Source organism: Pseudomonas sp. S31, assembly GCF_016648105.1.
Taxonomy (GTDB): Bacteria; Pseudomonadota; Gammaproteobacteria; order Pseudomonadales; family Pseudomonadaceae; genus Aquipseudomonas.
Genome location: NZ_JACVVE010000032.1, coordinates 62,043 through 76,446, shown reverse-complemented (window position 1 = coordinate 76,446; position 14,404 = coordinate 62,043). Strand labels below are relative to the sequence as shown.

Here is a 14,404-nt window from a genome sequence, read left to right as displayed (position 1 = left end):
GCGGCGCTTCGCGGGTAAACCCGCTCCTACATTTGTTGCAACGTGGCCATGCCTGTTAGGCCATGGTTGTCAGCACAGGCGTAATTGACCGGGGACAAACTGTAGGAGCGGGTTTACCCGCGAAGCGCCGCGCGGGCGGCGCTCGATCTCATGAACACCGCCAATCTTGCGACGAACCGCTCTGAATCAATACCTGCCAATCAACTTGGCAGTCCGATCCACCGCAATCCGGGTCTTTTCCACCAACTCATCCAGCTCGCTGTGGCTTGCCACCAGCGCCGGTGCCATGATCATTCGCCCCAGGGTCGAACGAATGATCACCCCTTCCTCGAAGCCGAAGGTGCGGCACTGCCAGGCCAGGTCGTTCTCGTTGGCGAAGCGCTTGCGCATGCCCTTGTCCTCGGCGAACTGCAACGCCGCCACCAGGCCGGCGCCCTGCACCTGGCCGATCAGCGGGTGGTTGGCGAACACTTCGCGCAGGATGCGCTGCAGGTAGGGGCCGGTGTCTTCCTTCACCTGGCGCACGATGCCTTCGTCACGCAGGGCCTTGAGGTTGGCGATGGCCACCGCCGCCGCCACCGGGTGGCCGGAGTAGGTCAGACCGTGGGCGAACACCCCGCCCTGCTCCACCAGCGCCTCGGCGATACGCCTGCTCAGCACCAGGCCACCCATCGGCACGTAACCCGAGGTCAGGCCCTTGGCGATCGACAGGGTGTCGGGCTCGAAGCCGAAATATTCGTGGGCGAACCATTCGCCGGTGCGGCCAAAGCCACCGATCACTTCGTCGGCGCACAGCAGCACGTCGTACTGGCGGCAGATGCGCTGGATTTGCGGCCAGTAGCTTTCTGGCGGGAAGATCATGCCGCCGGCCCCCTGGAACGGCTCGGCGATGAAGCCGGCGACGTTCTCGGCGCCCAGCTCGAGGATCTTCTCCTCCAGCTGCAGCGCGCAGCGGCGGCCGAACTCGGCCGGCGACAGGTCGCCCCCTGCGGCGTACCAGTAGGGTTCGTCGATGTGCGCCACATCGGGAATCATCCCGCCCATCTCGTGCATGAACTTCATGCCGCCCAGGGCCGTGGCCGCCAGGGTCGAGCCGTGGTAGCCGTTCCAGCGGCCGATCATGATCTTCTTGTTCGGCTGGCCGACCACCTGCCAGTAGCGGCGCACGGTGCGGATCAGCACCTCGTTGGCCTCGGAACCGGAGTTGGTGTAGATGGCGTGGCTGTAGTGGCCCGGCAGCAGGCTGAACAGCAGCTCGGACAGCTCGATCACCGCCGGGTGGGTGGTGTGGAAGAACATGTTGTAGTAGGCCAGTTGGTCCATCTGCGCGGCAGCCGCAGCGGTCAGGTCCTTGCGGCCGTAGCCGAGCTGGGTGCACCACAGGCCCGACATGCCGTCCAGGTAGCGCTTGCCCTCGCTGTCCCACAGGTGCAGCCGCTCACCACCGACGATCACTCGCGGGCCTTCGGCGTTGAGGGCCTTCTGGTCGAGGAAGGCATGGATGTGGTGGGCGGCGTCACTGGCCTGGTAGTCACGGGTCTGGCGTTGCGGTACGAAAGGCGCGTTCATGGCGGGTGTTCCTTGTGGGTATAGGGGTGGAGCGAGGCAGCCGCGCTCAGCGCAGCTTGCCCATGTAGCTTTCCAGCGGGTCTCGGCCGAGCACACCCTGGGCATTGGCCAGGGCGTCGATGAACAGCGAGAACAGCTCCGACTGGGTGCCGATGTCGAGCTTGGCGTAGACGTGCTTGCGGTGGGATTTGATGGTGTCTTCCGACACGCCCAGGCGTTCGGCCAGCGACTTGGTCGAGTGGCCGCGCAGGATCAGCCGGGCGATGCGGCACTCGCGCTCGGTCAGCAAGGACGAGCCGAAGTTGCTCAGCGCGGCATGCACCCGCTGCTCCCAGCCGGTCTCGATGCGCCCACCCCGGCCCTGGTAGCCTTCGAAGTGCTTGGCCAGCACGGCCAGCACCCAGGGCGTGATGCACTTGAAGCGTGCCCGGGTGTCGTCATCGAGTTCGTCGGTGAACGCCAGGGACACCGCCAGGCTCAAGCCCTTGTCCAGCTGCAGGATGTAGTTGATCTCGTCTTCGAGGTAGGAGTGCCGGTAGAACGCCAGGTAGTACTCGCTGAGCTTGAAGTGGTCCGGGGCCACCTCTTCCAGGGCATAGCAACCCGACGGCACGTTCTCGATGCTGGCCTCGTAGAACGGGTCGAGCAGGTAGAAGCCCGACAGGTAGCGCCGCACGTTGCCTTCCGGCGCCCATGGACCGGCGCCGGCGCACTCGAACCAGGCCGAGGGCAAGCCCTGGTGCGGGTATAGATAGACCGTGGTGGCCTTGACCGGGCCGATGCTCGCCAACGCCTCGATCAGGGCTGCGGCGAAGCCGGGTGCGCCGATGGCGGCGGTCACCTTGGCCATCGTTTCGTACCATTGCATTGAAGTGAGTGGCACCGAAGCGAAGGGCACTGAAGTGAGTTGAACACTGTCCACGTCTGCATCCACCTGAAATGACGGCCTCGCATGGGGCGGCGTCGTTGTTCCGTTGAGCGGATGTTCCCACGCCCCACCGCACTGGAAAATCACCCGATAGGGTGAGCCTGCAAGCCCGGCGGCCTCTTCGTCGCGCCACGAAGAGGCCGCCGTGGTCAGGCTTGGCGCAGGTAGGCCGCCAGGCGCAGCAGCATCGCATCGCAGCCCTGCAGCTGCTCGACACTGACGAACTCGTCCGGCTTGTGCCCCTGGTCCATGCTGCCCGGCCCGCAGACCACGGTGGGTATGCCGGCCTGGTCGAACAGCCCACCTTCGGTGCCGAACGCCACCGTGCCGAAGGCATCGGAGCCGCTGAGCAAGGCCACCAGCTGCGCGGCTTCGCTGTCTTGCGCGGTGGCAAGCCCTGGGTAGGCGCTCAAGGGCTGCAGGCGGATATCGCTGGCAGCATTCACCGCGCGCATGCGTGGCAGCAGCTCGGCCTCGGCGTAGGTCTGCAACTGGTCGGCCACGCTGTGCGCCGCGAAACCGGGCAAGGCGCGTACCTCGAAGTCGAACTCGCATTCCTCGGGCACGATATTCAGCGCCCGGCCGCCCTTGATCACCCCGGTCTGCACGGTCGAGAACGGTGGGTCGAAGCGCTCGTCGTGGTGCGCCGGCAGCGCCAGCGCGTCGCCGATCTCGCCGAGCTTGCCGATCAGCCGCGCCGCGTACTCGATGGCGTTGACGCCGTAGGGTGCATAGGCCGAATGGCAGGCCGCGCCATGCACCTGGCAACGCATGGCCAACTTGCCCTTGTGGCCGAGCACCGGCTTGAGCTCGGTCGGCTCGCCGATCAGGCACAACCGCGGCTTGTGCGGGCGCTGCTGCAGGGCCTCGAGCATCGAGCGCACGCCCAGGCAACCGACTTCCTCATCGTAGGAAAATGCCAGGTGCACCGGCATCGTCAGCGGCTCGGCGAGAAACGCCGGGACCGCAGCCAGCACCGAGGCGATGTAGCCTTTCATGTCGGCGGTACCACGCCCGTAAAGACGGCCATCGCGCTCGGTGAGGGCGAACGGCTCGACCGTCCAGGCCTGGCCATCCACCGGCACCACGTCGGTGTGGCCGGACAGCACCACGCCGCCCCGGTCACGCGGGCCGATGGTGGCGAACAGGTTGGCCTTGGTGCCTTCGTCGTTGAGAAACAGCTCGCTGTCCACGCCCAGCCCGGCCAAATAATCGCGGATGAAGCCGATCAGCTCCAGGTTGGAGTCGCGGCTGACGGTGGCGAAGCCCACCAGGCGCGCGAGCAGCGCGCGGCTGGAGACCTCACTCATCGCCTGGAACTCCGTAGCTCGGTGCTGCAGTGGGGTCGAGGGCGCGGGTCACGTAGTCCTGCATCTGCGGGCGGTAGGCTTGCCATAGGCCGTCGAGCGCGCCGATCGGGTCATGCTCGGCCCAGTCCACGCGCAAGTCGACCAGCGGCCAGATGTGCTCGCCGGCGATCTTCAGCGCTGCCGAGTGCACCGGCCCCGCCTCGCCACCGGCAGCCATCGCCGCGTGCATGGCGGCCAGCAGGCGGTCTGCAAGGTGGCCACCGGCCTGCTCGAAGGCCGCGACCATGGCCTCGATCACTGCCTGCGACGACAGCAGGTTGCCTGCCGCAGCGCACTGCTCGCCCGCCACCGCGTTGTGCACGCCCAGGGCTTGCTTGCCGGTGAACAGCGCCACCTGACCCTGGCTGTCGATCACCGTCACCTGCCGGTACTCGCTCCAGCCATTGGCGCTGAGCACTTTGTCCAGCGCCGCCGCCGGCGGCATCTGGTCGCGTTCGAGGGCATCGAGGATCTGCGGACCGAGGGCCGGCAGGGTGATGTTCTGGGTCGAGACCGCACCCACGCCGGCGCGCACCCATGGGCAGCGGGCACCGACGGCGATGCTCGACGAACTGATGGCGATGCCGACCTGGCCGGTTTCCTGGCAGCGTCCGATGATGGAGAAAGTCATGGTGCAGCTCCTGTTCTGGTTTTCCAGGATTCTCTGCAAGCCCTGCCAGGGACGAAACCAACATTTTCCTCGGCATTGCCAAGGAAAAAACTAAGACCCCGGCAAAACGCCGGCGATCTTCGCCCCAACCCTTGTGCCACGGGGCCTTCGCCAATTTATCGGCAAGCTCCAGCTAAATACTATTTTCGCGATTTCACGCCCCTCCCTAGTCTGGCCCCAGGCAACAGCGGTCCATCAACCGACCTGACAACAACCGCCTGAACAAGGGCTCGGAAATGACACTGAACAACATCGAAATCGACACCCTCGTGGTCGGCGCCGGCCAGGCCGGCGTGGCCATGAGCGAACACCTGAGCAAGCTCGGCGTGCCGCACCTGGTCCTGGAGCGCAAGCGCATCGCCGAAGCCTGGCGCACTGGCCGCTGGGACTCGCTGGTGGCCAACGGCCCGGTCTGGCACGACCGCTTCCCGGGCCTGGACTTCGACCTCGACGCCGACGCCTTCGCCGGCAAGGACCAGGTCGCCGACTACTTCGAACAGTACGTACGCAAGTACAACCTGCCGGTGCGCACCGGTATCGACGTGAAGAAGGTGGTGCGCAATGCCGACCGCCCAGGCTTCACCATCGAGACCAACGAAGGCGTGATCCGCGCCAACCGCGTGGTAGCCGCCACCGGCCCGTTCCAGAAGCCGGTCATCCCGGCCATCGCGCCGAAAGACGCCAATCTGCAGCAGATCCACTCCGCCGCCTACTTCAACCCCGAGCAGCTGCCTGAAGGCGCGGTGCTGGTGGTCGGCGCCGGTTCCTCTGGCGTGCAGATCGCCGAAGAACTGATGCGCGCGGGCCGCCAGGTGTACCTGTCGGTCGGTGCCCACGACCGCCCACCACGCAGTTATCGCAACCGTGACTTCTGCTGGTGGCTGGGCGTGCTCGGCGAGTGGGATGCCGAGATCGCCAAGCCCGGTCGCGAACACGTGACCATCGCCGTGTCCGGTGCCCGTGGCGGCCACACCGTGGACTTCCGCGCCCTCGCCCACCAGGGCATGACCCTGGTCGGCCTGACCCAGTCGTTCGACAACGGTGTGGCACGCTTCCAGGACAACCTGGCCGAGAACATCAATCGCGGCGACGAGAACTACCTGGCCCTGCTGGATGCCGCCGACGCCTACATCGCGCGTAACGGCCTCGACCTGCCAGAGGAGCCGGAGGCCCGCAAGCGCCTGCCCGATCCAGCCTGCGTCAGCAATCCGCTGCTCGAACTGGACCTGGCCAAGGCCGGCGTCACCAGCATCATCTGGGCCACCGGCTACGGGGTCGACTTCAGCTGGCTGCAGGTCGATGCCTTCGACGCCAACGGCAAGCCGCAGCACCAGCGCGGCGTGTCGAAGGAACCAGGGGTGTACTTCCTCGGCCTGCCCTGGCTGTCGCGCCGCGGCTCGTCGTTCATCTGGGGCGTATGGCACGACGCCAAGCACGTCGCCGGGCATATCGCCACCCAACGCACCTACCTGGCCTACCGCGACCGCGATGAACGCGCCGCGGACGAACACGCCACCTCGACCCGCAACGTCAGCACACTCGGAGCCCACTGATGCCTACCCACACGCGCATCCGCATGTTCAACACCAAAGAAACCTACCCCAACCAGACCCTGGACAACGACCTGTGCCAGGCCGTGCGGGCCGGTAACACCATCTACGTGCGTGGCCAGGTCGGTACCGACTTCGAAGGCCGGCTGGTCGGCCTTGGTGACCCGCAGGCGCAGACCGAACAGGCAATGAAGAACGTCAAGCAACTGCTCGAGGAAGCCGGTTCGGACCTGTCGCACATCGTCAAGACCACCACCTACATCACCGACCCGCGCTTCCGCGAGCCGGTGTACAAGGAAGTCGGCAAGTGGCTCAAGGGCGTGTTCCCGATTTCCACCGGGCTGGTGGTGGCCGGGTTGGCCCAGGCTGAGTGGCTGATGGAAATCGATGTGATTGCGGTGGTGCCGGATCAGCAGTGATCCATTCGAGATAGCTGGGGGCGCTCTGCGCCCCTTTCGCGGCACAAGGCCGCTCCTACAGGCCAACCACAGCCTGCCCAGGCAAGGCCCCCGCCCCTACATCTTCGCCAACTCTTCCCGGCAAAACTCGACGAACAGCTGCGCCGGCTTGGTCAGCTGCACCCGCTTCAGGTGCGCCGCTGCCAACCCCGACAACGCCACCGGCTCGGCGATGTCGATCATCACCAGCCGCTGGCCATCATAGGTGAACGGCGAATGCGGCCGGGTCACCAGCAGCGAAAAACCGAACCCCTGCCCCACCATGCCACGCACCATCTCGATCGATGGCGAACTGAAAACGATGTTCGGCGTCAGGCCCAACTCGTTGAACAGGCTGACGAAATAGGTACGGCTAGGCGCCACGTCCAGCAGGATCATCGGCTCTGGGCACAGGTCGCGCAGCGACACCTGGGCCTGGTTGGCGAAGCGGTGCTTTTCCGGCAGCAACACATAGGGCTTTTGCGCGGGCATCAGCGGCTCGGTCTCGATGGTGCCATCGAGATCGTGGTCATACAGGAACGCCAGGTCGAAGCTGCCAGCGGTCAGGCCCTGGATCAGGTCCTGCTGCTCACCGTCGCGCAGGCGGATGTCCACCCCTGGGTAGCGCTCGCGAAAACCGGCGATCAGCCGCGGCAGGTACAGCGGCGCCACGGTCTCGAAGCAGCCGATGTCGATCTGCCCGGCCACGGTGTCGTTGTCGGCCAGGGCGTTCTGCTCGAACTCGTGGGCCATCTGCAACAACGCCCGGGTCTTGGCGTAGAAACGCTTGCCGCTGGGGGTCAGCGACACCCCCTGGGCGTGGTGACGGATGAACAGCTGCACGCCGAAGCTTTCTTCCAGGCTCTTGATCGCCGTGGAGATCGATGGCTGGGCGATGTACAGCTGGCGGGACGCCTCGGCGACACTGCCGGCCTCGACCGTGGTGACGAAGTACTTGAGTTGACGCAGGGTGTAGGAAGCCATGGGTACCTCTGTGGCCTGGGGCGGCGCCGTGGGGGTCTGTTCGCCACTTTACCTTGGGGCCGGCCGTTGTGCAGGCGCCGCTGGGCGAGGATTTGCCTATGGGCTGAGCATATTTTGCCTGGGCTTGAGCTGGAGCAAGGTCCTTGCGGTATCAGCGTCTATGCTTGGCTCTAGCTCACGATCAGCCTTTTCAACCCGCCCTTTGCACAGGCGCAGGGAGAGTCCGATGGCAGCACTGCAAACCGAGGAAGTCCGCACCACCAAGGCCGATGCCCGCCTCTGGTACCAGAAGAGCGTGCAGCAGACCATGGCCGACATGCAGACCAGCGTCGACGGCCTGGCGCCCGAAGAAGCCAAGGCCAGGTTGCTGCGCGTGGGCGCCAATGCCCTGCCGGCCAAGGACGTCGACCCAGCCTGGCTGCGCTTCATCCGCCATTTCAACGATGTGCTCATCTATATCCTCCTGGCTGCCGCCGTGGCCACCGCGCTGATGGGCCACTGGACCGACACCCTGGTGATCCTGCTGGTGGCGGTGATCAACGCTGCCATCGGGTTCATCCAGGAGAACAAGGCGGAAAAATCCCTCGCGGCCCTGCGCGGCATGCTCAGCAGCAGCGCCCATGTGGTACGCAATGGGCAGAAGCTGGAGATCGACGCCAGCGAACTGGTGCCTGGCGATGTCATCATCCTGCGCCCGGGGGACAAGATCCCCGCCGACGTGCGGCTGTTCGACATCCATCACCTGCAGGTCGAGGAATCGATGCTCACCGGTGAATCGCTCACCGTGGCCAAGCAGGCCGAGGCCATCGACCAGCAAGCGCAGCTGGCCGACCGTACCAACCTCGGCTACTCCGGCACCAACGTCAGCTCGGGCAACGCCAAGGGCGTGGTGGTGGAAACCGGCGCAGGCACCGAGCTTGGCAAGATCAACCGGATGATCGCCACCGTCGACGAGAACCAGACCCCCCTGCTGCTGCAGATCGCCCAGCTGGGCAAGCGCATCTTCCAGTTGATCATCGGCATGATGGTGGTGCTGTTCGTGATCGGCTTCTTCTGGCACGACTACCCGTTCGGCGAGCTGCTGCTGTCGCTGATCAGCCTGGCCGTGGCGGCCGTGCCCGAAGGTCTGCCGGCCATCGTTTCGATCATCCTGTCGCTTGGCGTGCAGCGCATGGCGCGCAGCAAGGCGATCATCCGCAAACTGCCGACCGTGGAAACCCTGGGGGCCATGAGCGTGATCTGCTCGGACAAGACCGGCACCCTGACCATGAACGAGATGACGGTGAAAAGCGTGCTCACCGCCGGCACCATCTTCAATGTCGAGGGCCAGAGCTACGAACCCAGGGGCCGCATCACCCTGGCCGGCGCCGCCGAGGCGCTGGACTGGAGCCAGCACGATAACCTCGCCGCGTTCATCCACGCCGTCGACATCTGCAACGACAGCAGCCTGCAACGCAACGATGACGGGCGCTGGAGCGTGGTCGGCGGGCCCACCGAGGGCGCCCTCAAGGTACTGGCGCGCAAGGCCGCGCTGGAGGTCCCGGAGGTCAAGCGCTTCGGCAAGATCCCCTTCGACTCGGCGTACAAGTACATGGCCCGGCGCTGCGACGTCGACGGCAGCAGCCTGGTCTACCTCAAGGGTGCCCCGGACGTGCTGCTGCGCATGTGCCAGCAGCAGCTCGGTGCCAACGGCCCGGAACCGCTGGACCGTGAATACTGGGAACGGGAGATGAGCCAGGTCGCCAGCCACGGCCTGCGCATGCTCGCCGCCGCCTACCGGCCCATGCCCGGAGCAGGCCCCGAGATCGACCACGAGGACCTGCAGCAAGGCATGATCTTCCTCGGCGTCGCCGGGCTGATGGATCCGCCGCGCCCCGAGGCGATCGAGGCCATCGCCATGTGCCGGCAGGCCGGTATCGAGGTGAAGATGATCACCGGCGACCACCCCGACACCGCCGTCGCCATCGCCGGCATGCTCGGCATGGGCAACGACCTGCGGGCCATGACCGGACAGGAGCTGGAACGGACCGACGACGCCACGCTCAAGGGCGTAGCCATGCAGTACTCGGTGTTCGCCCGTACCAGCCCCGAGCACAAGCTGCGCCTGGTGCGTGCGCTGCAGGCCAACCAGCAGGTGGTCGGCATGACCGGCGATGGGGTCAACGATGCCCCGGCGCTTAAGCAGGCGGACGTCGGCATCGCCATGGGCATCAAGGGCACCGAAGTGACCAAGGAAGCCGCCGACATGGTGCTCACCGACGACAATTTCTCGACCATCGCCAACGCGGTGCGCGAGGGCCGGCGGGTCTACGACAACCTCAAGAAGACCGTGCTGTTCATCCTGCCGACCAACATGGCCCAGGGCCTGATCATCGTCCTGGCCATTCTCACCGGTGTGGTGGTGCCGCTGTCGCCGCTGCAGATCCTGTGGATGAACATGGCCACCTCCACCACCCTGTCCTTCGGCCTGGCCTTCGAGCCTGGCGAATCCGGCATGATGAGGCGCAAGCCGCGCAATCCCGGCGAATCGATCCTCAACCTGTTCACCGTGTGGCGGGTGCTGTTCGTCGGCGGCCTGCTGACCATGGCGGCGTTCCTGCTGGAGGCCTGGCTGATTGCCGACGGCCAGGACACCGACCACATCCGCACCATGATCCTGCACACCCTGGTCACCGCGCAGTGGGCCTACCTGTTCAACTGCCGCCTGCAGGAAGGGTTCGCCCTGAACGCCGCGCTGCTGCGCAATGGCGCGTTGCTCACCGTGACCCTGGCGCTGGTGCTGTTGCAGTGCCTGGTGATCTACGTGCCGTTCATGCAGACCGCTTTCCACACCGTGGCTCTGCCCTTCAGCGGCTGGCTGATCTCGCTGGGCATCGGCGTGCTGGTGTTCCTTGCCGTGGAGCTGGAGAAACTGCTGATCCGCCGCTGGAAAGCCAGCCATGCCTGAGCGTCATTGGCACCCTCTGACTGGTTTAGGGACGTGCTGGCCTATTCGCGGGTAAACCCGCTCCTACAGGGGTTTAGGTGAAACCTGTAGGAGCGGGTTCACCCGCGAATAGGCCAGCACAGGCTACGCAGACTTCAGCGCAAACCGCGACACCGGCCGCTCCAGCCCATAATGCTCGCGCAACGTGCTCCCCGCATACTCACTGCGGAACAACCCGCGCTTGCGCAAGATCGGCAATACCTCGTCGAGAAACACCTCGAAACTGTCCGGAAACGCTGGCGGCATCACGTTGAACCCATCCGCCGCGCCCGCCCGGAACCACTGCTCGATCAGGTCGGCGATCTGCACTGGCGTGCCCACCGGCACCCAATGCCCTCGTGCACCTGCCAGGCGATGGATCAACTGGCGCAATGTCGGTTGCTCGCGGTCGACGATATCGATGATCAGCTTGAATCGACTGGACTGGCTCTGGCTACCCTGGAAGTCCACCAGGTGCCGCGGGAACGGCGCGTCCAGGTCCTGCCCCGACAGATCGGTACCCAACAGCCGCCGCAACTGGCCAAGCGATACATGCGGCAGCACCAACTCGTTGAGTTCGTCGAACTTGCGCTGGGCTTCGGCCTCGGTGCTGCCGATGTACGGGCTGATGCCGGGAAGAATCTTCAACTGCTGCGGATCGCGCCCCACCGCCCGGGCCCGGGCGCGAATGTCCCGGGCGAACTCGCTGGCACTTTGCAAGGTCTGGTGCGCGGTGAAGATCGCCTCGGCGTGGCGCGAGGCGAAGTCGCGACCGTCCTCGGACGACCCCGCCTGCACCTGTACCGGCCGCCCCTGGGGCGAGCGCGGCGAGTTGAACGGGCCCTTGACCCGGTAATGCGCGCCCACGTGGTTGATCGGGTGCACCTTGTCGCCATTGGCGAACACCCCACCGGCCTTGTCCAGCACCAGCGCATCGTCTTCCCAGCTGTCCCACAGGTCGCCGACCACCTGCACGAATTCCTCGGCGCGGGCATAGCGATCATGGGCGGATGGGTGCTGGTCGAGGCCGAAGTTGGCGGCGGCCGCCGCCAGTGAGGTGGTGACGATGTTCCAACCGGCGCGGCCCTTGCTCAGGTGGTCCAGGGCGCTGAACGAACGGGCCAGGTTGTACGGTTCGCTATAGGTCGTGCTGGCGGTGGCGATCAGCCCGATACGCTGGGTGACGGCGGCTATCGCCGCCAACCAGGTGATCGGCTCGAAACGGATGCGCACCCCCTCACGGTCGTTTTCGGCCAGTGAGGGCGAATCGGCGAAGAAGATCGCATCCAGCTTTTCGCGCTCGGCCCGCTGCGCCAGTTGCTGGTAGAAGCCGATGTCCATGGACGCTTCCGGCACCGACTGCGGGTGACGCCAAGCGGCCTCGTGATGACCGTTGGGGTAAATGAAGAGGTTGAGGCTGAGCTGGCGTTCGGACATTTCCATTCCCTGAAAAAATGTGGATTGACGTACTCAGTGCAGTTCGGCGAAGTCGCTGAGCACATCGTCGCGCAAGGCGATGAAGCGGCTGTCGCTACGGTTGCGGGGGCGCGGCAGGTCGATGTCCAGCACGCGTCGGATGCGCCCCGGGTTGGGCTGCATCACCACCACGCGATCGCCGAGGAACACCGCCTCGTCGACGTCGTGGGTGACCAGGATCATGGTGATCTTCTCCCGCGCCCAGATGTGCTGCAGCTCGCCCTGCAGGCGCGCACGGGTCAGGGCATCGAGCGCCCCCAAGGGCTCATCCAGCAACAGCACGCGCGGGCGATTGACCAGGCCGCGGGCAATCGCCACACGCTGCGCCATGCCGCCGGAAATCTGGTGTGGGTAGGCATCGATGAAGTCCTGCAAGCCCACCAGCTCGATATGCTCGCGCACCGTCTCGCGCTTCTGCGCGGCGCTCAGTGGCGAGTTCTTCAAGCCGACGGCGACGTTCTGTTCGACGTTGAGCCAAGGGAACAAGCGATGGTCCTGGAACACGATGCCGCGCTCCAGGCCCGTGCCCTGGATCGGCTTGCCGTCGAGCAGGATGCGCCCGTCGTATTCCTCGTCCAGGCCGAGGATCAGGCGCAGCAAGGTCGACTTGCCGCAGCCGCTGGCACCGACGATGCTGATGAATTCGCCGGGCGCGATATCGAGGTGGACGTTATCGAGCACCTGCAGGTGCGTGGCACTGCCGGGCCGGGAGGCAAAACGCTTGCTGATGTGTTCCAGGGTGAGGCCGTTGTTGTGCATGCTGCGATCCTTGTAGAGATGCCGATCAGCGTGGCGCGATGCCGTAAAGGCGCTGCATCCGCCGTTCGAGTGTCCGGGCCAGCGCGTTCAGCGCCCAGCCCACCAGGCCGATGACCAACATGCCGAACAGCACCAGGTCCATCATGAAATGCTCGCTGCCATCGATCAGCGTGTTGCCGATGCCCTCCCCCGACACCAGCAGGTATTCGGCGCCGATGGTTGCCAGCCAGGAGTACACCAGCGCCAGGTACAGCCCGGTGAAGATCGACGGCAAGGCGGCCGGCAGCATCACCCCCATGATCGTCTGCCGGCGGCTGAAACCGTACACCCGGGCTACCTCCAGCAGGCTCGGTGGCACGTTGCGCAGGCCATCGCAGGTATTGACCACCACCGGCACCAGCGCCGCCAGCGACAAGAACACCACCTTGGCCACGTCGCCCAGGCCGAACCACACCGAAATCAGCGGAATCCAGGCGAACAGGGAAATCTGCTTGAAGGTGTTGAAGCTGGGGCCTACCAGGCGCTCGAAATAGCGCGACAGGCCCAACAGACATCCGAGCACCAAGCCCAGCGTGGTGCCGATGACGAAGCCGCTGAGGTTGCGCGCCAGGCTCGCCGAAATGGCCCGCCAGAACTTGCCCGAGGCAATCTGCTCCCAGCCCGTGGCCAAGACCTTCTCTGGCGAAACGAACAGCCCCGACTGGCTCCAGCCCTGGTGCGATGCCAGCCACCAGAGGGCGATCGCGGCGACTGGCAGGACCCAGCCGCGATAGCGACGACGCCCTGCTTGCAGCACAAGGGAGGTGCTCATGCGCCCTGCCCTCCCACACTTGGTCGGCCGCGGTCGAGGCGCTTCTCGGCGTGGTCGAAGGCGCGATCGATCACCAGACCCAAGGCCCCGACCACCACCACGGCGGCCATCACCAGGTCGAGCTGGAACAGTTGCCGGCCATAGACGATCAGGTAGCCCAGGCCCTCGCTCGAGGCCACCAGTTCGACCACCACCAGCGACAGCCAGGCCTTGGTGAAGCCCAGGCGAAAGCCGGTGAACAGGGTCGGGATCGCCGCTGGCAACACGATCGCGGTGATGCACTGCCAACGATTGAAGCCATACACCTGGCCGACCTCCAGCAGGTTGCCGGGCGCCTGGCGAAACGCCTGCAAGGTGCACAGGGTGATCGGCACCAGCGCCGCCTTGGCGATCAGCACGTACTTCAACGTCTCGCCGATGCCGAACAACAGCAAGGCGAACGGCAGCCAACCCAGCACCGGAATCTGCACCAAGGCGTTGAAGGTCGGCAGCAGGTAGTCCTCCAGCGTGCGTGACAAGCCCATGGCCACGCCCAGTGCCACCCCCAGCAGGCTGCCGAGGGCAAAACCGACCACCACCCGCTGCAGGCTGGCCGAAGCGTTCAGCCACAGGTCGCCGCTACTGACCAGGTCGGCGAACGACTGGTAGACATAGGCTGGCGGCGGCAGCACCTGCTCCGATAACCAGCCGCGCTCCACGCCCAGGTACCACAGGCCCAGCAACAGCAGCGGCAGCAGCCAGGGCAGAGCCTTGTCGACCGGCCTGATCGACCAGGCCGGTCTGCGCGCCACCTCGACTCGGCGCGCCTGGCGAGCCGGAGCCGGAGGCAGGCGCTTGACGTTGTCGCGCGGCAGTGCCTGCGCGGGGTAGCGTTCGATGCGAGCGCCTTGTGCCCTGGCCATGGCG

The 14,404-nt window shown here is 65.7% G+C and carries 12 protein-coding genes; 3 read left to right on the top strand and 9 right to left on the bottom strand.

Annotated elements, in window-relative coordinates; all coding sequences use genetic code 11:
• Nucleotides 1–186: 186 nt before the first annotated feature.
• From IAE37_RS21400 to IAE37_RS21385, 4 genes are all read right to left on the bottom strand, one after another.
• Nucleotides 187–1,569, bottom strand: a complete 1,383-nt coding sequence (locus IAE37_RS21400; protein ID WP_201176731.1) for an aspartate aminotransferase family protein — start codon at nt 1,567–1,569, stop codon at nt 187–189.
• A 46-nt stretch (nt 1,570–1,615) separates the two neighbouring features.
• On the bottom strand, nt 1,616–2,419 hold the full coding sequence (locus IAE37_RS21395) for a helix-turn-helix domain-containing protein (protein WP_236410082.1): 804 nt from the start codon (nt 2,417–2,419) through the stop codon (nt 1,616–1,618).
• Nucleotides 2,420–2,646: 227 nt separating this feature from the next.
• Entirely contained in the window at nt 2,647–3,807 is a 1,161-nt protein-coding gene (argE, locus tag IAE37_RS21390) for an acetylornithine deacetylase (protein ID WP_201176727.1), read from the bottom strand.
• On the bottom strand, nt 3,800–4,477 hold the full coding sequence (locus tag IAE37_RS21385) for a DUF1028 domain-containing protein (protein WP_201176725.1): 678 nt from the start codon (nt 4,475–4,477) through the stop codon (nt 3,800–3,802). The genes argE and IAE37_RS21385 overlap by 8 nt, the downstream gene beginning before the upstream one ends.
• A 275-nt stretch (nt 4,478–4,752) precedes the next feature.
• On the opposite strand from IAE37_RS21385, the gene IAE37_RS21380 reads away from it, so the two are divergent.
• Nucleotides 4,753–6,069 carry a flavin-containing monooxygenase gene (locus IAE37_RS21380; RefSeq protein WP_201176723.1) on the top strand — a complete coding sequence of 439 codons (1,317 nt, stop codon included), beginning with the start codon at nt 4,753–4,755 and terminating at the stop codon, nt 6,067–6,069.
• A complete protein-coding gene (locus IAE37_RS21375) occupies nt 6,069–6,485 on the top strand; it encodes a RidA family protein (protein ID WP_201176721.1) in 417 nt (138 codons plus the stop codon). Before IAE37_RS21380 ends, IAE37_RS21375 begins: the two co-directional genes overlap by 1 nt.
• Nucleotides 6,486–6,581: 96 nt before the next feature.
• On the opposite strand, the gene IAE37_RS21370 is transcribed toward IAE37_RS21375, so the two are convergent.
• Nucleotides 6,582–7,487 (bottom strand): LysR substrate-binding domain-containing protein, encoded by a 906-nt coding sequence (locus IAE37_RS21370; RefSeq protein WP_201176719.1) that lies wholly within the window; start codon nt 7,485–7,487, stop codon nt 6,582–6,584.
• Between the two features lie 226 nt (nt 7,488–7,713).
• On the opposite strand from IAE37_RS21370, the gene IAE37_RS21365 reads away from it, so the two are divergent.
• Entirely contained in the window at nt 7,714–10,434 is a 2,721-nt protein-coding gene (locus tag IAE37_RS21365) for a cation-transporting P-type ATPase (RefSeq protein ID WP_201176717.1), read from the top strand.
• A gap of 123 nt (nt 10,435–10,557) precedes the next feature.
• On the opposite strand, the gene IAE37_RS21360 is transcribed toward IAE37_RS21365, so the two are convergent.
• Genes IAE37_RS21360 through IAE37_RS21345 form a run of 4 tightly spaced genes read right to left on the bottom strand, consistent with a single transcriptional unit; the run spans nt 10,558 to nt 14,400 of the window.
• A complete protein-coding gene (locus IAE37_RS21360) occupies nt 10,558–11,889 on the bottom strand; it encodes an LLM class flavin-dependent oxidoreductase (RefSeq protein ID WP_201176715.1) in 1,332 nt (443 codons plus the stop codon).
• Nucleotides 11,890–11,922: 33 nt separating this feature from the next.
• Nucleotides 11,923–12,687, bottom strand: coding sequence for an ABC transporter ATP-binding protein (locus IAE37_RS21355; RefSeq protein ID WP_201176713.1), 765 nt, complete (start codon nt 12,685–12,687; stop codon nt 11,923–11,925).
• Between the two features lie 25 nt (nt 12,688–12,712).
• Nucleotides 12,713–13,498, bottom strand: a complete 786-nt coding sequence (locus tag IAE37_RS21350) for an ABC transporter permease (protein ID WP_201176711.1) — start codon at nt 13,496–13,498, stop codon at nt 12,713–12,715.
• Complete coding sequence (locus IAE37_RS21345) at nt 13,495–14,400, bottom strand: ABC transporter permease (RefSeq protein WP_201176709.1); 906 nt, start codon at nt 14,398–14,400, stop codon at nt 13,495–13,497. Before IAE37_RS21345 ends, IAE37_RS21350 begins: the two co-directional genes overlap by 4 nt.
• Between the last annotated feature and the right edge of the window lie 4 nt (nt 14,401–14,404).